The 17,006-nt window shown below is 68.4% G+C and carries 15 protein-coding genes and 2 riboswitches; of the genes, 3 read left to right on the top strand and 12 right to left on the bottom strand.

The window, feature by feature from the left end:
* The first annotated feature begins 354 nt into the window (after nt 1-354).
* Nucleotides 355-1,080, top strand: a complete 726-nt coding sequence (locus QNM97_RS03590) for a M24 family metallopeptidase (RefSeq protein WP_283821622.1) — start codon at nt 355-357, stop codon at nt 1,078-1,080.
* 6 nt (nt 1,081-1,086) lie between these two features.
* Here QNM97_RS03590 and QNM97_RS03585 read toward each other — a convergent pair whose 3' ends face one another.
* From QNM97_RS03585 to QNM97_RS03555, 7 genes are read right to left on the bottom strand one after another with little or no spacing between them, the layout of a single operon-like run.
* Nucleotides 1,087-2,457: an NtaA/DmoA family FMN-dependent monooxygenase gene (locus QNM97_RS03585; RefSeq protein WP_283821621.1), complete on the bottom strand. Its 1,371-nt coding sequence runs from the start codon at nt 2,455-2,457 to the stop codon at nt 1,087-1,089.
* Nucleotides 2,458-2,469: 12 nt separating this feature from the next.
* Nucleotides 2,470-3,666, bottom strand: a complete 1,197-nt coding sequence (locus tag QNM97_RS03580) for an LLM class flavin-dependent oxidoreductase (protein ID WP_283821620.1) — start codon at nt 3,664-3,666, stop codon at nt 2,470-2,472.
* Nucleotides 3,659-5,260, bottom strand: coding sequence for a dipeptide ABC transporter ATP-binding protein (locus tag QNM97_RS03575; RefSeq protein ID WP_283821619.1), 1,602 nt, complete (start codon nt 5,258-5,260; stop codon nt 3,659-3,661). The genes QNM97_RS03580 and QNM97_RS03575 overlap by 8 nt, the downstream gene beginning before the upstream one ends.
* Nucleotides 5,257-6,141: an ABC transporter permease gene (locus QNM97_RS03570; RefSeq protein ID WP_283821618.1), complete on the bottom strand. Its 885-nt coding sequence runs from the start codon at nt 6,139-6,141 to the stop codon at nt 5,257-5,259. Before QNM97_RS03570 ends, QNM97_RS03575 begins: the two co-directional genes overlap by 4 nt.
* On the bottom strand, nt 6,134-7,123 hold the full coding sequence (locus QNM97_RS03565; protein WP_283821617.1) for an ABC transporter permease: 990 nt from the start codon (nt 7,121-7,123) through the stop codon (nt 6,134-6,136). The genes QNM97_RS03570 and QNM97_RS03565 overlap by 8 nt, the downstream gene beginning before the upstream one ends.
* A 6-nt stretch (nt 7,124-7,129) precedes the next feature.
* Nucleotides 7,130-8,758, bottom strand: a complete 1,629-nt coding sequence (locus QNM97_RS03560; RefSeq protein WP_283821616.1) for an ABC transporter substrate-binding protein — start codon at nt 8,756-8,758, stop codon at nt 7,130-7,132.
* Nucleotides 8,758-9,921 carry an LLM class flavin-dependent oxidoreductase gene (locus QNM97_RS03555; RefSeq protein WP_283821615.1) on the bottom strand — a complete coding sequence of 388 codons (1,164 nt, stop codon included), beginning with the start codon at nt 9,919-9,921 and terminating at the stop codon, nt 8,758-8,760. The genes QNM97_RS03560 and QNM97_RS03555 overlap by 1 nt, the downstream gene beginning before the upstream one ends.
* A 7-nt stretch (nt 9,922-9,928) precedes the next feature.
* Nucleotides 9,929-10,014, bottom strand: a riboswitch (SAM riboswitch).
* A 207-nt stretch (nt 10,015-10,221) separates the two neighbouring features.
* Here QNM97_RS03555 and QNM97_RS03550 point away from each other — a divergent pair.
* On the top strand, nt 10,222-11,181 hold the full coding sequence (locus tag QNM97_RS03550) for an ABC transporter substrate-binding protein (protein ID WP_283821614.1): 960 nt from the start codon (nt 10,222-10,224) through the stop codon (nt 11,179-11,181).
* A gap of 21 nt (nt 11,182-11,202) precedes the next feature.
* On the opposite strand, the gene QNM97_RS03545 is transcribed toward QNM97_RS03550, so the two are convergent.
* The 3 genes from QNM97_RS03545 to QNM97_RS03535 all read right to left on the bottom strand — a co-directional run bounded on the left by QNM97_RS03545 (nt 11,203) and on the right by QNM97_RS03535 (nt 14,034).
* Nucleotides 11,203-12,609: an NAD(P)/FAD-dependent oxidoreductase gene (locus QNM97_RS03545; RefSeq protein ID WP_283821613.1), complete on the bottom strand. Its 1,407-nt coding sequence runs from the start codon at nt 12,607-12,609 to the stop codon at nt 11,203-11,205.
* A gap of 19 nt (nt 12,610-12,628) precedes the next feature.
* Nucleotides 12,629-12,707: riboswitch (ZMP/ZTP riboswitch) on the bottom strand.
* Nucleotides 12,708-12,753: 46 nt separating this feature from the next.
* A complete protein-coding gene (locus tag QNM97_RS03540; protein ID WP_283821612.1) occupies nt 12,754-13,590 on the bottom strand; it encodes an SDR family NAD(P)-dependent oxidoreductase in 837 nt (278 codons plus the stop codon).
* 6 nt (nt 13,591-13,596) lie between these two features.
* The gene (locus tag QNM97_RS03535) at nt 13,597-14,034 is read right to left on the bottom strand and encodes an SRPBCC family protein (RefSeq protein WP_208792367.1); all 438 of its coding nucleotides are present in this window, start codon (nt 14,032-14,034) and stop codon (nt 13,597-13,599) included.
* A 157-nt stretch (nt 14,035-14,191) separates the two neighbouring features.
* Between QNM97_RS03535 and QNM97_RS03530 the strand changes: the two genes are divergently transcribed.
* A complete protein-coding gene (locus QNM97_RS03530; RefSeq protein WP_283821611.1) occupies nt 14,192-14,770 on the top strand; it encodes a TetR family transcriptional regulator in 579 nt (192 codons plus the stop codon).
* On the opposite strand, the gene QNM97_RS03525 is transcribed toward QNM97_RS03530, so the two are convergent.
* On the bottom strand, nt 14,759-16,354 hold the full coding sequence (locus QNM97_RS03525; protein ID WP_283821610.1) for a GMC oxidoreductase: 1,596 nt from the start codon (nt 16,352-16,354) through the stop codon (nt 14,759-14,761). The genes QNM97_RS03530 and QNM97_RS03525 overlap by 12 nt on opposite strands.
* 89 nt (nt 16,355-16,443) lie before the next feature.
* Complete coding sequence (locus QNM97_RS03520; RefSeq protein ID WP_283821609.1) at nt 16,444-16,971, bottom strand: MarR family winged helix-turn-helix transcriptional regulator; 528 nt, start codon at nt 16,969-16,971, stop codon at nt 16,444-16,446.
* Between the last annotated feature and the right edge of the window lie 35 nt (nt 16,972-17,006).

Raw genomic sequence — 17,006 nt, 5'->3', positions numbered from 1 at the left:
CGACATCGTCTTCCCCCGCTGGTCGAGGTGCGAGCCGCGTGCGGCGAGCCTCGAGACCGCCAGCGGCAGCGCTGGATTCGGGTCACGGTGGCCCGGAAGCCTGTCCGCACAAGGGGTCTCGAGGCTCGTCGCTGGCGCTCCTCGGCACCTCGACCATCGGGATGGGACGGCCGTCGGGCGGGAAGTGCCAGCGGGTATGGGAAGAGCGGGGCATCCTTCGAGAGCATCGTCACCCCCCGCTGGTTGAGGTCCGAGCCGCGTGCGGCGAGCATCGAGACCATCGGGACAATGGGCAGCGGAACGGGAATGAGTCGCTCACGACCAAGAGTTGCCTGGGTGTGCGAGCATGGACGGGTGACGACAGTCGACGCCTCCGCCGAACTCGGCGACTCCCCGGATGAGGACGCCAGGGTTCGTCGGCTTCTGGACGCCCAGGCCAAGGCCGAGCAACTCTTCGCCGAGATCACCGATCGCGGGATGATCCGACCGGGTGTGGGCGAACGGGAACTGTCCAACGAGATCCGCGACCTCGCCGCCGACATGTTCGGCGTGACCCGGCACTGGCACAAACGGATCGTGCGCGCCGGCGAGAACACCCTGCAGACCTACCGTGCCAATCCGCCGGACCACATCCTCGCCGACGACGAAATCCTCTTCCTGGACTTCGGTCCGATCTTCGAGGAGTGGGAGGCCGACTTCGGCCGCACGTTCGTCCTCGGCGATGACCCGACAAAACATGCGTTGCGCGCATCGCTGAGCCAGGTGTGGGAGGCCGGCCGCGAGCACTTCCGCACCCACCCCGACATCACCGGAGCGCAGCTTTACGACCGCGTGGTCGAACTGTCCCGCGAGGCAGGCTGGGAGTTCGGCGGCGACATCGCCGGGCATCTCGTCGGCGAGTTCCCGCACGAGAACATCGACGCCGCCGAGATCGAGAGCTACATCGCCCCCGGTTCCGAGGGGCCGATGCGTCGCACCGACCGCGCCGGCCGACAATGCCACTGGATTCTCGAGGTGCACCTCGTGACCCCGGATCGCCGGTTCGGCGGCTTCTGCGAGGAACTGCTCGACCTCCCCTGAGTTCCTTCAGGACGCGGCGCGCCCCGACCCCTGCGCGACGCGGTCGATCCCGAGATGGTCGCGCAGCGTCGTACCGGTGTAGTCGGCGCGAAAACTCCCGCGCTCCTGCAGGATGGGCACCACTTCGTCGACGAAGCGGTCGAGCCCGCCGGGCGTGATGTGCGGGACCAGGATGAAACCGTCGCTGACATCGTTCTGCACGGAATCGTCGAGGCGCTCGGCGATGGTCTGCGCGCTGCCGACGAAGGCCTGCCGGCCGGTCACCTCGATGATGAGCTCGCGGATCGACCAATTGTTGGCCTCGGCGCGCTCGCGCCATTCGCGCGCGGTCTGCAGCGGATCACGGTAGGAGCGCACGCTGGCCCGTCCGCGGGCAATGGTGTGCTCGCCGACCACCGGATCGAACTGCGGCAGTGGACCGTCGGGGTCGACGTCGGACAGATCCCGGTTCCACACCTGTTCCAGGAAACGCAGCGCGGTGGCACCGCTGACCTGTGCGAGACGCACCTCGTGAGCGAGGTCGGCCGCCTCGGCGTCGGTGTCGCCCAACACGAATGTGGCGGCCGGCAGGATCAGCAGCTGCTCACGCCGACGCCCGTACCTGGCCAGTCGGGACTTGACGTCACGGTAGAACTCACGCCCCTCCTCGTAGGCGCTGTGCCGGGAGAAGATGGCATCCGCCTTCGCCGCGGCGAATTCGCGTCCGTCCTCGGAGTCACCGGCCTGGAAGATCACCGGCCGACCCTGCGGGCTACGTGGCACCGAGAATCGTCCCTCGATGTCGAATTGCTCACCGCGGTGCTCGAACTCGCCGACCGCGCCGTCCCGCAGGAACCGGCCGGACTCCTTGTCGGCGACGATCTCGTCGCCACGCCAGGACTCCCACAGCTCGATCGCGGTGTCGAGGAACTCCTTGGCACGCGAATAGCGTTGGGAGCTCGCCAGATATCCGCCACGGCGGAAATTCTCCCCGGTGAATTCGTCCCACGAGGTCACCACGTTCCAGGCCGCACGCCCGTCGGTGAGGTGATCGAGGCTCGCGAATTGCCGCGCCACCTCGTAGGGTTCGTTGAAGGTGGAGTTGATGGTGCCGGTCAGACCGAGCCGCTCGGTGACGGCACCGAGTGCGGCGAGAATCGAGAACGTGTCCGGCCGCCCGACGACGTCGAGGTCGTAGATGAGACCGTTCTGCTCCCGTAGCCGCAACCCCTCGGCGAGGAACAGGAAGTCGAATTTGCCGCGTTCGGCGGTACGGGCGAAATGCTCGAACGACTCGAACTCGATGTGACTGCCGGAGGCGGGATCGCTCCACACCGTGGTGTTGTTGACGCCGGGAAAGTGCGCGGCGAGATGGATTTCCTTGCGGGGTGCGGTCATGGCGGTCTCCGATCAGGCTGCGTAGCGGTTGGCGGGGCGGGTGAGTCCGAGATGTCCGCGGAGGGTGGTTGCGGTGTACCCGGTGCGGAAACGCCCGCGGCGACGCAACTCCGGAACCAGGTGGCCGGTGATCGCGAGCAGGTCGTCGGGCAGCACGGCTGGGCGCAGCCGCACCCCGGCAAGCGCTCGCCCCGGGTCGGCGTCGGTGGGCACAAGCTCCTCGATGAGGTCGGCGAGCCCGGTGGCGGTCCCGACGAAGATCGGTGCATCACTGCGCAATTCGGCTCCGGCGAGTTCGTCGAGTCGTTGTGCGCGGCCCGCCGCCTCGGCGTCGGTGTCGCCGAGGATGACGAGTAGATCGTCGAACACCCGCACCGGATCGGCGCGCCCCGCCGACACCCGGACGGCGTCGATCTCGGCGACGGTCGCAGCCGCTGCGGTCGCGTCGGACGCGGTGACGAATCCGAGGTCGGCGACCCGGCCGATCAGGTCGTAGGCCGAACTGTTGTGTCCGAGTGCGGCGATGGGCGGTTGCCCCTGCGGCGGGCGCGGGGTGATCGACGGTCCCCGCACACTGAAGTACTCGCCCTCGAAGTCGATGTAGTGCAGTTTGTCGCGATCGATGAAGCGACCGGTGGCGGCGTCGCGGATCTCGGCGTCGTCCTCCCACGAATCCCACAGTCGGCGCAGTACTTCGGCGTAGTCGGCGGCCTCGGCGAACAGGGCCTCGATGATCACCGGGTCGGGATCTCCGGGCACCAGGTCGGGCAGCGTACGACGGCCGAACAGCCGCGCATCGGCGGCCGATCCGTCCACTCGCAGTTGCACCCCGGCACGTCCGTGCGCGACGTAGTCGAGGGTGGCAATCGCCTTGGCGGTGTGGAACGGCTCGGTATGGGTCGTGATCGCCGCGGGGATCACGCCGATCGCACGCGTAGTGGGCGCCACCCGATTGGCGACGAGTACCGCGTCCACCCGGCCACGGACCCGATCGGTCCGGTCGTCGGGGCGCACATGGTCGTCGCGTTGCAATCCGAGTCCGTCGTCGATGGTGACGAGGTCGAGGGCACCGGATTCGGCCTCGCGCACCAGATCGGCCCAGTAGCGACCGGTGAACAGTTCGGTGGGGCGCGCACCGGGTTCTCGCCACGCGCCGGGGTGCCAGCCGGCATCGGACAACGCGACGGCCAGGTGGATCTGATCAGGCATGAGCGGACTCCTTGGGGAGGTTGGTGGCGGAACCGGGGGTACGGCCCGCTCCGGGGATGGCGGCGAGGAGCGCACGGGTGTAGTCGTGGCGCGGATCGTCGAAGACCTCCTCGACCGTCCCCTCCTCGACGATGCGGCCGGCACGCATGACCGCCACCCGGTGACTGATCTGCCGGACGACGGCCAGGTCGTGCGAGATGAACAGATAGGCGATGCCATGGTGGCGTTGGAGATCGGCGAGCAGTCGCAGGACCTGCGCCTGGATGGTGACGTCGAGCGCGGAGACCGGCTCGTCCAGGATGAGCAGCTTCGGGGTGGTGGCCAGGGCACGCGCGATCGCCACCCGCTGCCGCTGCCCACCCGACAGCGCGGTGGGCAGGCGGCGCGCATGACCCGGTTCGAGTGCGACCGCCGCGAGGAGTTCGTCCACGCGATGTCGGCGCTGTGCTCGGGGGACCCCACGCAACGGTTCGGAGATGATCTGTTCGACAGTCAGTTTCGGGTTCATCGACGAGAAGGGGTTCTGATAGACGAAGCCGACATCGCCGCGACGATCACCGGCCTCGACGAGGCCGGATTCGTGGGTCTCCAGACCGGCCAGGATGCGGGCGGTGGTCGTCTTGCCCGACCCGCTCTCCCCCACCACCGCCAGGGTTTGCCCGGCGCGTACCGCCAGCGACACGTCGTCGACGGCGGTCAACCCGTTGCCGCGACCGATCCGGAACGACCTCGAGATGTGTTCGGCACGTGCGACGACCGGTGCATCGTCGTCGCGGGGTGGGGCCAGCGTGCCCGAGGTGAGTGCCGGTGCGTCGGCGATCAGTCGCCGGGTGTAGGCATGGCGAGGCTCGGTGAGAACCTGTGCGGTCGAGCCGCTTTCGACGATCTGTCCGCCGGACATGACGACGAGCCGATCGGCGCGGTCGGCGGCCACCCCGATGTCATGGGTGATCAACAGGATCGAGGTGCCGGTATCGGCGGCGCGGGCGGCGAGATGATCGAGGATGCGGCGCTGTACGGTGACGTCGAGGGCGCTCGTGGGTTCGTCGGCGATGATCAGCTCGGGTTCGCACGCCATCGCCATCGCGATCAGCACACGTTGCCGTTGTCCGCCCGAGAGTTGGTGCGGTAGTTGATGGTAACGCACCTCCGGATCGTCGATGCCGGCGTCGGCGAGGTGCTCGAGCGCGTGGATGCGGGCCGTCTTGCGGGCGGCGCGACCGTGGATTCGCAGGACTTCGGCGACCTGATCGCCCACGCGTTGCACGGGATTGAGCGCGGTGCCCGGATCCTGCGGGACCAGGCCGATCCGTGCGCCCCGAATCCGGTTCATGGCGCGGGAGCCGAGCTCATCGATCCGCAGATCTCCGAGGTGCACGCGGCCCGTGGAGTGCGCCGTGCGCGGCAGGAGTCCGATGATCGCGTGCGCCACCGAGGATTTCCCGGAGCCGGACTCCCCGACCACGGCGACGGTCTCGCCCCGCGCCACCGTGAGATCGACACCGCGGACCGCCTCGGTCTCGGCGCCGTTGATCCGGTATGCCACATGCAGATCGGTCACGTCGAGGACAGGGATGGTGGACACGGGGCTCATCGGTGATCTCCTGCCGAGATACGGTGTCCGACGGTGTGTGCCGAGAGCACGACGGCCACGATCGCCAGTCCCGGCAGCGTGGTCATCCACCAGGCCGTGGCCAGATAGTCACGGCCGTCGGAGATCAGGGATCCCCATTCGGGGGTCGGCGGGGTCGCGCCGAAGCCGAGGAACGACAGTGACGAGATGAGCAGGATCGCCATCCCGAATTCGGCTGCCGCCAGCGCGAGCACCGGGGCGGAGGAGTTGCGCAACACGTGCCGCACGAGCACGACCGGGGCCGGGACCCCGAAGGCGCGCGACGCCTCGACGAACGGGGCGTGGCGGACCCGCAGCACCTCGGCCCGCATGACCCGCGCGAAGCTCGCGATGAGCACCACCGCCACCGCGATCGCGACCTTAGTGGTGCCGAACCCCAGGGCCGCGACGATGGCCAGGGCCAGCAACAGTTGGGGGACCGCGAGCATCACGTCGATGGCCCGCATGATCACCCCGTCGGCGATGGCGCCTGCGGTACCCGCGACCAACCCGAGGATCGCCCCGATGAGCAGCGCGACCCCGACGGCACCGATGGTCGCCGTCAGCGACAGACCCGCCCCGTGAACGAATCGCGCGTAGACGTCGCGGCCGAGGTTGTCGGTGCCGAACCAGTGCGACGCGCTCGGTGGTGAGAGTTTCTCCGAGGGTACGGCCAGCAGCGGGTCTCGCCCGGTGAACAAGCCCGGGGCCACGGCGAATCCGACGGCGAGCGCCAGGACGATCACCGCGAGGGTCACCGCCGCATTGGACCGCAGCCACGCCCACACCGCCGCTGGCCGCACCGCCTCCGGACTCCACGACCAGGACGGCACCGACACACCGGTGTCGGATGAGTCAGACATTGATCAGCTCCGTCCGGGAATCGTTGTCGCGCACCGTCGGCTTCCGTCGGCGTGCACCGCTGAGGATGCGGGGATCGAGGAACGGGTAGACGACGTCGACGAGCAGGTTGATGGTGACGAAAACCAGCGCCGAGAGGGTCACCAGCGCCAACACGACAGGGATGTCCTGTGCGAGAACGGCGGATTGGGCGAGCTTGCCCACACCCGGCCGGGAGAACACCGTCTCGACGACGACCGCCCCGCCGAGGAGGTTGCCGACGACGACGCCGGCCACCGTCAGCGCCGGCAGCGACGAGACCCGCAGGATGTGTCGGGTGATGACGCGCCCGCGGCTCGCACCCTTCGCGGTGGCCGTCTGCACGAACGGCGCCGCATCGGTGGCGGTCATGCTGGTCACGAGGACCTGTCCGAGTACCCCGGCGTACGGGATGGCCAACGTCACCGCCGGCAGCACGATCGACCCGGGCCGGGTGTCGCCGAATGCCGGGAACCACGGCAGGCGAAAGGCGAAGACCTGCAACAGGACCAGTCCCACCCAGAACGTGGGCAGGGCCACCACCAGCGGTGGAATGGAGAGGAGCACACGACGCAGCAGTATCGAGCGGGTCCAGGTCGCGAGCACCGCGAGTCCGACCCCGCCGATGACGGCGAGCGCCACCGCGGTGAGCGTGAGCGCCACGGTGCCGGGCAGGGCGTCGGCGATCACCTCGGTGACCGGGCGACCCTGGGAGATCGACAGACCGAAATCACCGTGCAGCGCGCCGGTCAGCGCCGACCAATACTGTTGCCACACCGAACGATCCAGGCCATAGCGGGCTTTGAGGGCGGCGACGGCGGCCGGGTCGGCGGGGATCGAGGCATCCGAGGTTGCGATCGACACCGGATCCGAGGGCAGCAGGATCAGGATGATGAAGGCGACGGTGAACGCCGCCCACAGCACCCCGATGGCCGAGGCGATGCGGATCGCGAGATAGCGGATCATCGCCGGTCACCGACCCGAGAGCCAGGTGTCGTGGAATTGCAGGCGTGCCGAGGCGTCGAAGGACACCTGGTGTGCGGTGCTCGCGGTACCGATGGCCTGCGAGAGTTCGATGGTGGGCAGGAACAGTCCGTGCTCGATGATCTGGGTCTGGGCGGTGGCAAGATCCGCGTTGCGTGCGGCGGTGTCGGTGGTGCTCTGCTGTTGCGCCAGTGCGGTATCCAGCGCGGGAATCGGCCCGCGCCGGTTCAGGTTTCGGGTGGTCAACCCGAACTGGGTACGCAGGATGTCACCGTCGGCGCGTGTCACGTTGTAGTAGATCGCGTCGTAGTCGCCGGAGTTCTGTCGGACGGTGGCCTCGGCTGCGGGCACCACGTCGAGCGCCATGTCGACGCCGACGTTCTTCAGCTGCTGCTGGACGAGTTCGAGGATCGCCTGGTTGCCGGCGAACACCGGACTGTAGAGCACCGAGAACGACAGGCGCCGGCCGTCTTTGACGCGTATGCCGTCCGCGCCGGGCCGCCAGCCGGCGGCGTCGAGTAGCTGCCGGGACTTGGCGGCGTCGAAGGCCAGGGCTGCGGTCTCGGCATGGAATCCCGGGGTGTTGGCGGCCAGCACCCCGGTCGCCGGGTGGAAGTCCTTGTCGAGCACGGTGTCGACGAGTTCGGTGCGGTTGATCGCCGGGAGCAGTGCGGTGCGGACCTGCTCGTCGGCGAGCACTCCACGGGAGACGTTGGGCTGCAGGCCGAATGGCACGCCGGGGTTCACCGCGGTGAGTACCTTGCCACCGGCCGAGGAGATCTGTGCCTTGTCGTTGGGGAGGGCATCGCTGATGGCGTCGAGCTGACCGGAGCCCAGTGAGCCGGTGCGCACACCCGACTCGGGGACGACGGTGAAGTCGATCCCGTCGAGGTAGGCGTCGCCGGTGTGGGTGAACACCGCCGAGCCCCATTGATATCCGGTGCGTTTGCGCAGGGCGGCCGAACGGCCTTGTTGCCATGCGGAGTACACGAACGGCCCGGAGCCGATGTTGGTGCCCTGGCACCTCTGTTCGGGTGTGGCGGCGACGGTCGCGTCGGCCTGGATGCCGAGCTGCGGGGTGGAGGTCGCCTGCAGGAACTGTGCGTTCGGCGCGGAGAACTCGACCCGTGCGGTCGACGGGTCGACGACGGTGGTGCCGGTGTAGCCGCTGAGATAGGTTGCGGCCAAGGGCGCCTTGGCGCCGCCGAGGGTGGTGACGATGGCGTCGAAGTTCTTCTTGACCGAGTCGGCGGTCAGCGGGGTGCCGTTGCTGAAGGTGACGTCGGGCTTGAGATGGAAGGTGAAGGTCTTGGCGTCGGGGCTGACCTCCCAGCTCTGCGCCAGCCACGGTTTCAGGTCGCCGCTTCCGGGTACCTGGTCGGTCAGTGAGTCGACGATCTGACGGGTCACGTAGATCGTCTGGTTGGTGGCGCTCTGGGCGGGGTCGGAGCAGGTGGGCGCGTCGGAGAGGCCGTAGCGCAGCGTGCCGCCGGAGACCGGCGGACCGGCGTCCTCGGACTGTGAGGAGCCCCCGCCGCATGCGGCGAGACCGAAGACGGCCAGCGCGGCAACGGTTGCCGTCGCGGTACGGGCGACGGTGGTGGTGATGCCACGCATCAGATGAGGCCCCATTTCTTGGCGAGGAGTTCGTGCGAGCGCAGCCGGTCACCGTGATCGTGGGTGACCGAGGTGATGACGAGTTCGTCTGCGTCGGTGAGTTTTCCGAGTGCGGCGAGACGCTCGACGACCGTGTCGGGGCTGCCCACGAACTGGGTCTCGAGGCGGTCGGCGACCAGTGCGCGCTGCTCGTCGGCCAGTGGTGGCGCGGTGGCCGGATCCGGATACTCGACGGCGCCGTGGCCGCTGCGGATGCTGTACACCCAGTGCCCGTAGGTGGAGGCGAGATGGCGTGCGGTGTCGTCGTCCTCGGCGACCACCACGTCGGCCGAGACCACCACGTACGGTTCGGCGAGCACCGCCGACGGCCGGAAGGCGGCGCGGTAGGCCTGCACCGCTTCGAGCGTGGTCCCGGGGCTCACGTGGTAGTTGGCGACGAACGGGAGTCCGCGCGCGCCGGCCACCTGGGCGCTCTGGCCCTTGCTGCTGCCGAAGATCCAGAGCTCGACGTCGGCGCCCTCACCGGGCACCGCATGCAGTTCGAGACCGGACGGGCTGCGATAGGTGCCTTCGAGCAGTGCGGCGATGTCGGCGACCTGCTCGGCGAAGTCCGGGGTCTGCGCACCGGGTTGGGTGAGTACCTCGAAGCCGCGCGCCAGGCGCGAATTCGCCAGCAGCGCCGACACATCGAATGGTTCGGGGAGCACCACACCGTCGACGACGCGACTCGGGCCGGGAATGCTCGGCAGGGTCACCGCAGGTGCCGAAGCCGTCGATGTCGAAGCCTTCGGGGTCGCCGTGACCGCTTCCGCGCGCCGTTGACCGGAGCGTCCGAGACCCAGGTCGATGCGGCCGGGATGGAAGGCGTCGAGCAGTCCGAAGGACTCGACGACCGAGACCGCGGTCGTCTGGCCGACCTGCACCGCCGCCGACCCGATCCGGATGGTGGTGGTGGCACCGGCGATCTGACCGATCAGGACGGCCGGGTTGGAGCCGGCCACCGCGACGAAGTGATGTTCGGCGACCCAGTAGCGGCGATAGCCCCACTGCTCGGCGTGCTGCGCGAGGCCGATCGTATTGGCCAGTGCGGCAGCAGGATTGGAGCCCTCACTGATCGGTGCGAGGTCGAGCACCGACAACGGGGCATGGTCATGAAATGGCACGAGCCGACTCCCATCGATCCCGGCGTTAGCACCCTCCTCTGGGGGTTGCTGCGACGTCGACGAGCCGGGTCTCTCGGTCGCTCCAGATGGTCGATTCACGGTAGGTCGACGGCGCGGCGCACGGCAAGAAAGTCAGGAGTCACCCGGGTACGTCGACGGCGTCCGGGCGTGTATGCGGCACAGACTTTCGGTCACCGTGGGATTAACCCGGACGCCCGGACGGCGTCGATGACGGGCCGCGTCGTCGGAACGCCCACGTCGGTCTTGTCCGATACCGGCGATTTAGCCTAACCTAACGAAATGCGTGTTCGTGGAGTCCTCGCCGGCCTGTTGACCCTGGTGTTCGTCGCCCTTGTCGGATGTTCGTCCCCCGACGACCCGGCCGGATCCACGGGTGAGATCGTGACCGTCGAGCACCAGTACGGATCGACGACGATTCCGAGCGATCCGACCAAGGTCGTGACATTCGGCGGCGCGTGGTCGGATTCGCTGATCCGCCTCGGGGTCCCGATCACGGCGGAGTTCCTCGCGCAGGGGTATTCGGGCCCGAACAATCGCTTCGCCTGGACGCCGGAGCACTCGTCGACGATCGTCACCTATGACGTGGAGGCCGGTCCCCCTGACGTCGCCGCGATCGCGCGGTTCGCCCCGCAGGTCATCCTCGCCGGATACCTGCCCGACCGCGCGGCCTACGACCGCCTGACGCAGATCGCCCCCACGATTCCGGTGATGGCCAAGAACACCGTCACCGACAGTTGGCAGGAGGTGATGACGACGGCCGGCCGGATCTTCGGCAAGCAGCAGCAGGCCGATGAGGCCGTCGCCGAGGTCGAGCAGCAGATCGCGACCACAAAGGCGAAATACCCGGCGAGCCAGGGCAAGACGTTCACCTTCGGACAGTTGACCCCGCAGAATCAGTTCGGTGTGGTGACCAGCGACACCGACCCCTCCGCGAAACTGCTCGCCGAGCTCGGACTGGTTCTCGACCCGGCGGTCAAGGGGCTCGCGCCCGGTGGCGCACGCACGGTCGTGTCTCCCGAACGTATCGACATCTTCGCTTCGGACCTGCTGATCTTCTGGCCGCTGGTCGGCGGGCCCGAGGCCTTCGATGCGATCCCCGGCTGGGATTCGCTGCCCGCGGTGCGCCGCGGCACGACGGTGTTCCTCACCAACGACACCGCGGCGGCGTTCAGCGCGCCCACGATCTACTCGGTGCCGTGGGCGGTCGACAAGCTGACGCCGGCGTTGGCGAGACTGTAGACGCGCCGGACCCGCGCCGCCTCAGGCGGCGCCGCGTTCCTCGATCTCCTCGAGTCGGTCGATCACGGTGCGCGCGAACACCTGCTGTTCGGTGACCGCGAGTTGGTTGCGGCTGCGCGAGGTGAACGCGAAGAGCCAGTCGATCAGCGTGGTGAAGCGGTTGCGGAATCCGACGAGGTAGATCAGGTGCAGGAACAGCCATCCGAGCCAGGCGAGGTAACCGGAGAACTCGATGTGCCGTGACGTGCCGGGGATCGGCACGCTGGCGACGGCCGAGTACCGCGAGACCGTCGCCATCGATCCCTTGTCCCAGTAGGAGAACGGCTTTCGGGCGCGCAGGCTGCCGTTGAGGCGGGCGGTGATGGTGTCGGCGGCGTACCGCGCGGACTGATTGGCCGCCGGGGCCTGCCCCGGCACTCCGTCGAGTGCCATCATGTCGCCGACGATGAACACCTCGGCGTGGCCGGGCAGACTGAGATCGGGCTGCACCCGGACCCGGCCGGCGCGGTCGGTCTCGGCTCCGCTCTGCTCGGCGAGATGGCGGCCCAGTGGGCTGGCCGCGACACCCGCCGACCACACCTTGCACTGGCTCTCGATACGTCGGGTGGTGCCGTCGGGGTCTTTGACCACCAGCCCGTCGTAATCCATGTCGACCACCATCGATCCCAGTTGTACGTCGACTCCCAGTGACCGCAAACGCTTTTCGGCCCGCCCCCCGAGCTTGCGCCCGAACGGCGGAAGCACCGACGGCGCGGCGTCGAGCAGGATGACCCGCGCCTGCGTCGGATCGATGGAGTCGAAGGCGCCGCGTAGCGTCTTGGCCGCCATCTCCGCGATCTGCCCGGCCATCTCCACCCCGGTGGCACCGGCGCCGACCACCACGAAGGTCAGCAGGCGGGCGCGCTCGTCGGGATCGGTGGACAACTCGGCCTGTTCGAAGGCGCCGAGGATCCGTCCGCGGAGTTCGAGGGCGTCGTCGATGGTCTTGAGACCGGGCGCGAATTCCGCGAAATGGTCGTTGCCGAAATAGGATTGGCCGGCACCCGCGGCGACGATCAGACTGTCGTAACCGGTGATGAGTTCGCGGTCGAGGAGGCGTGAGGTGACCCTGCGCTGCTGGAGGTCGATGCTCTCCACGTCGCCGAGGACGACCCGCGCGTTGCGCTGATTGCGCAGGATGACCCGGATCGGCGGGGCGATCTGGCCCTGCGAGATGAGGCCGGTGGCCACCTGGTACAGCAGCGGCTGGAACAGGTGGTGGGTGGTGCGGGCGATGACGGTGACGTCGACATCGGCGTGGGCGAGTCGCCGGGCCGCGGCGAGCCCACCGAAGCCCGAGCCGATGATCACCACGCGGTGGCGGCCGGTCTCCGCGGAGGATGCGGCAGCGGTGGAGTGGGCGGCATCGGTGGGTTGTGAGTGGGCCATGGCACGTTCCTTTGTCGGGGATCGACACCCAGGCGGACGATGTCTCCGAACGTGCTCCTTGCCGGTCGATTCCGGCTGCGCCAGTCGCACTGCCGAGGTTAGCGCACGACGACGCCCGGCGCGAGGACTTTGTCGAACTCGGGCTCAGGTGAGGGCGCGCATGGCGCGGTCGGCGACCGCCGGTGAGAGGTAGTCGAGGACGGGCAGCACCGCTCGCAGGGCCGCGGGCGCGACCTCCTCGGGCTGGTGGGTGATCGCGCGGACGATCCAGTTCGCCGCCTCGGTCACATCCAGCGCATGGAGGTCGTCGTATTCCGCTGTGGGAGCGATCATCTCGGTCCGCACCAGGGGGTAGTAGACGTTGGTGGCGCAGACGCCCGGGTGGGGGCGTTCGGCGTTGAGGCTGCGTCCGAAGATCCCGAGGGCGTTCTTGGACGCGGCGTAGGCGGAAAAACGTGGGAACGTCCCCGCCATCAGGCCCCAGGTGCAGATGTTCACGATCTGACCGGATCCGCGTTCGACCATGCCGGGCAGCAGGCCCAGCGAGAGTTGGACGGCGGCAAAGTAGTTCAGCGACATCGTGCGCTGATAGTCGTGCAGCCGCTCGGTGGAGTCGAGGATCGACCGCCGGATCGAGCGGCCCGCGTTGTTCACCAGGACGTCGATCCGCGCATCACCGAGTTCGTCGAGAAGCGCCGCCACGCCGGCCTCGTCGGACAGGTCGGCGACGATGTGGTCGCACCCGGTCTCCGACGCCAGCAACCGCAGTTCGTCGGAGCGTCGGGCGACGGCGACGAGATGGGCGCCGCGCGCGGTGAGCGCACGGACCGCCTCCCGCCCGATCCCCTCCGAGGCGCCGGTCACCAGCACGGCCAGGCCGGAGACGTCGCGACCGGGTCCGGACACCACGTTCTCCACCGCACCCGGCAGTAGCGACCGCCGCTGCGCCAGGTCGAACAGCGCCGCGGCGACATCCACCACGCGCGCCTACCCCGCGAGCGCCGAGCGCAGCTTGGCGTCGGTGTGCTTGATCGCCTGGGCCGCGAACGGATCCATGATCGCGCCCAGCGCCTTTCCGGCCAGGCCGCCGGGCAGGATGTACTCGAATTCGGCGTCGACCGTGGTGCCGCCGTCCGCGAGGTCGGCGAAGCGCCAGGTGGTGTTGGCCTGGAAGCCCTCGATGGCCTTGAGCACGATGAGTTCGTTCTCGACCCACTCGATGGTCTCGATGGTGGACTTCAGGGTCTTCGGGCCCGCTTTGATCGCGACGTCGAAGACCGACCCCTTACCGCTGGTCTGATCTGTCCGCGGGGTGAACTTGTGAATCCCGAACATGTACTCGGGAACGTTCTCGTAGTCGTTGATGTAGGCGAACACGCGATCGCGTGCCACCTCGATCGTGGACGAATGACGCACCACACTCATCGTTGTTGAACCTCCCCTGTCGACGTGAGCCGCGACCCGCCGACGGCGGCAGGTCGTGCAGCCCACAGTAGGCGGTCGGCGCGCAGGCCCGGCACACAGCCCACCGGCCCAGCGTGGCGCGGCAGACGGGTGTGGACGCGACGTCATAATCGAGGGCATGCGTTCGAGAGGGAAGATCATCGACGCGACGCTCGGCCTGATTGCCGCAGAAGGTTTTGCCGGGGCCAGTATCGCGGCCGTCGCCGCGTCGGCGGGCGTGTCGAGGCAGACGGTGTACTCGATCTTCGGTTCCCGGGAGGATCTCGTCTCCCAGGCGCTCGGTGAACTCGCGATCACCGCGATGGGTGCCATTCACGCGCGGCTCGAGGGCATCACCGATCTGACCGACTATCTCGTCGAGTTCATCGTCGCGGGCCGTTCGATGGCCGCGGCCGATCCGGCTCTGTCGATGCTCATGACCTCGCAGGAAAGCCATCCGTTCTTCGACTCCGGCGCGATGTCGAGGACCCGCGAGGTCGCCGCGCAGATCCTGCAGCCGATCATCGTCGCGGCGCCGCAGTACGCACCGCATGTCGATGACATCGTCGACATGACGGCCCTGCTGAGTCTGTCGCTGGTCGTCGTCGACGACGCCGACCGCACCGATGCCGAATTGCGCACGTTCCTCGACCGCTGGCTGCGGCCCGCCCTCGAGGCCATGCCCGCCGCGGCGGCGTCGGCGCCCTCAGATGAGTGAGCCGACGTCGGCGGCGACGATGCGGTCCAGTGCGCGTTCGGCGACTGCGGCGATGGTCATCGACGGGTTGCACGCGGCGCACGTGCCGGGCATCAGCGCACCGTCGACGACGTAGAGTCCGCGCTGGCCGTGTACCCGACCTTCCAGGTCGCATACGGTGCCCATGGATGCGCCGCCGAGGGGATGCCAGGTCGACGGGAACACCGCGTTGGTGTCGATCAGGGTGGAGTCCGGCCCGGCGATGCGGTTCACCGCCGGGGTGATGTGGCGGGTTTGGAGGACCGAGTCCCCTTCGTGCGGCCATTGCAGGACCGCTTGGTCGGTGGTGCCGTCGTAGGTGAAGTGCCCGCGCCCGGCGCTGACGCCGTAGGCGACCATCATCGTGGAGTGGGCGTCGACCGGGATCGGTGGGATGGACGCCTGGATCACGGTGAACGCGTGCTGCGGGTCGGACCAGTTGAGGCTGCCGTAGACGACCGGGCCTCCTTGTGCCGCACCGAAATCGGCGGTCGGGGCGTTCCAGATGTAGATCCGGTCGGTGTTGGTGCCCCAGCCGGTGCCGACGGCGTCCGGGAGGTCGGTGATCGCTCCGGTTGCCCCGGCGCGCACCAGCATTCGGGTGGTGTTCATCGAGCCGGCGGCGAGGAACAACGCCGGGGTGGACATGATCACGGTCTCGAGGACCCGTCCGGTCTCATCGGTCCGGTTCGCCGTCACGCGCCAGCGGCCGGTCGGTTCGCGGTGAATCTCGGTGACGTCGTGCAGGATTCGGGCGTCGAGGAGTCCGGTCTGTTGCGCCTGCGCGAGATAGGTGACGTCGACGCTGTGTTTGCCGCCGTTGTTGACGCCGATCGCGCCGTCGCCGTTGGTGTAGGAGGGGCGCATCTTCCCGGCGACCTCGGCCAGTGCATAGTTCCAGTCGATCGGCATCGGGATCTTCTGCAGCGGCAGGCCGGCGCGCCGCACATGGGCGGCGAACTCGCGAACAACGCGGTAGTTGGGGGTGCGGATCAGCGCGTCGGGGGCCACCTGCGCACCGAGCATGCGTGCGACCCGCGGGTAGTAGGTGCCGTTCATCGACGGCCAGTCGAGGCCGGCGGGGAAGTGCGCGCCGAACACCTCTTCCGACGGTTGCAGGGTCATGCCCTGATAGACCAGTGAGCCCCCGCCCCAGCCGGCCGCGACCATGGGTGTCATGTTCTGTCCGGCAATCGATTCGAACAGTCCCACATAGGGTTCCACCGACAGCGGACGACCGAAGACCTGTGGTGTCGACTGGTGCCAGAGGATGCGCTTGTCGGGATGGGTCGCGCTCGGGAACGTCGTCGAGTTCGGTCCGGTCGGCCAGCGTCGTCCGCGTTCGAGGACGACCACCGGCACCCCGGCGCGGGTCAGCCGCAAGGCCGTGACTCCCCCACCGAATCCGGAGCCGATCACCACGACGCGGTGTTCCTCGCGAGTGGTCGGGACGGCTCGGCCCGGCGTCGCGAAGCCGCGGCCGACCCCTGCGGTGGAGGCGATCACCCCGGTGACCCCGGCGCCGACGGCACCGGTGAGCACCTGACGGCGAGAGAATGTGCGCATGAAACCCCTGTCGAACGGCGTCGTCGAGTATCTCGAGAAAACTAGACAGTGATTCCCGATTGTGTCAAGAACTCGCGCGTATGCGGCGGTCAGCCGCCGACGACGAGTGAGATCTTGCGCAGCAACGCCGCGAGCGTCGCTCGTTCCCGCTCGGTCAATGCCGCCAGTGCGTCCTCGTCGTCACGCAGGCGGCGTGGCAACTCGGCATCGACGAGCCTGCGGCCGGCCTCGGTGGGCCGCAGCAGCACGACCCGCCCGTCCCGCTCGGACTTCCTGCGCTCCAAGAGTCCACGCCGAGAAAGACTTTCACTGATCTTGGTGATCGACGCACCGCTGAGTGTCGTCGTCGAGACGACCTCGCTGGCACGCAGCGGCCGCCGGGCGCGCACCAGCGCACCGAGGACGTCGAACTCCGATCGACCGATCCCGTGCTCCTCGAGATTGCGGTCGAGTTGGGCGTTGGAGATCGCGGCGATGCGCTGAACCCGACCGAGTACGCCGATGGGCGCGACGTCGATGCCGGGAAAGGCCTGTGCCCACTCGTCGATGATCCGGTCGACCAGGTCGCGTGGACCCGCATCCCGCGCGGCGTCTGCGGCATCGGTCACGCGGCTCATCGTAGCCCCGCTCACATATTTCACTAGTAAAATAG

This window comes from Gordonia sp. L191 (genome assembly GCF_030077625.1).
Taxonomy (GTDB): Bacteria; Actinomycetota; Actinomycetes; order Mycobacteriales; family Mycobacteriaceae; genus Gordonia; species Gordonia polyisoprenivorans_A.
Note: the sequence above shows the minus strand (reverse complement) of the source record. Positions and strands in the feature narration are given on the sequence as shown.

What these genes read in the sequence shown, in the direction of transcription:
- QNM97_RS03585 (WP_283821621.1), bottom strand. Translation starts at nt 2,457, where the DNA reads ATGACCGCACCCCGCAAGGAAATCCATCTCGCCGCGCACTTTCCCGGC.
- QNM97_RS03580 (WP_283821620.1), bottom strand. Translation starts at nt 3,666, where the DNA reads ATGCCTGATCAGATCCACCTGGCCGTCGCGTTGTCCGATGCCGGCTGG.
- QNM97_RS03575 (WP_283821619.1), bottom strand. Translation starts at nt 5,260, where the DNA reads ATGAGCCCCGTGTCCACCATCCCTGTCCTCGACGTGACCGATCTGCAT.
- QNM97_RS03570 (WP_283821618.1), bottom strand. Translation starts at nt 6,141, where the DNA reads ATGTCTGACTCATCCGACACCGGTGTGTCGGTGCCGTCCTGGTCGTGG.
- QNM97_RS03565 (WP_283821617.1), bottom strand. Translation starts at nt 7,123, where the DNA reads ATGATCCGCTATCTCGCGATCCGCATCGCCTCGGCCATCGGGGTGCTG.
- QNM97_RS03560 (WP_283821616.1), bottom strand. Translation starts at nt 8,758, where the DNA reads ATGCGTGGCATCACCACCACCGTCGCCCGTACCGCGACGGCAACCGTT.
- QNM97_RS03550 (WP_283821614.1), top strand. Translation starts at nt 10,222, where the DNA reads ATGCGTGTTCGTGGAGTCCTCGCCGGCCTGTTGACCCTGGTGTTCGTC.
- QNM97_RS03545 (WP_283821613.1), bottom strand. Translation starts at nt 12,609, where the DNA reads ATGGCCCACTCACAACCCACCGATGCCGCCCACTCCACCGCTGCCGCA.
- QNM97_RS03535 (WP_208792367.1), bottom strand. Translation starts at nt 14,034, where the DNA reads ATGAGTGTGGTGCGTCATTCGTCCACGATCGAGGTGGCACGCGATCGC.
- QNM97_RS03530 (WP_283821611.1), top strand. Translation starts at nt 14,192, where the DNA reads ATGCGTTCGAGAGGGAAGATCATCGACGCGACGCTCGGCCTGATTGCC.
- QNM97_RS03525 (WP_283821610.1), bottom strand. Translation starts at nt 16,354, where the DNA reads ATGCGCACATTCTCTCGCCGTCAGGTGCTCACCGGTGCCGTCGGCGCC.
- QNM97_RS03520 (WP_283821609.1), bottom strand. Translation starts at nt 16,971, where the DNA reads ATGAGCCGCGTGACCGATGCCGCAGACGCCGCGCGGGATGCGGGTCCA.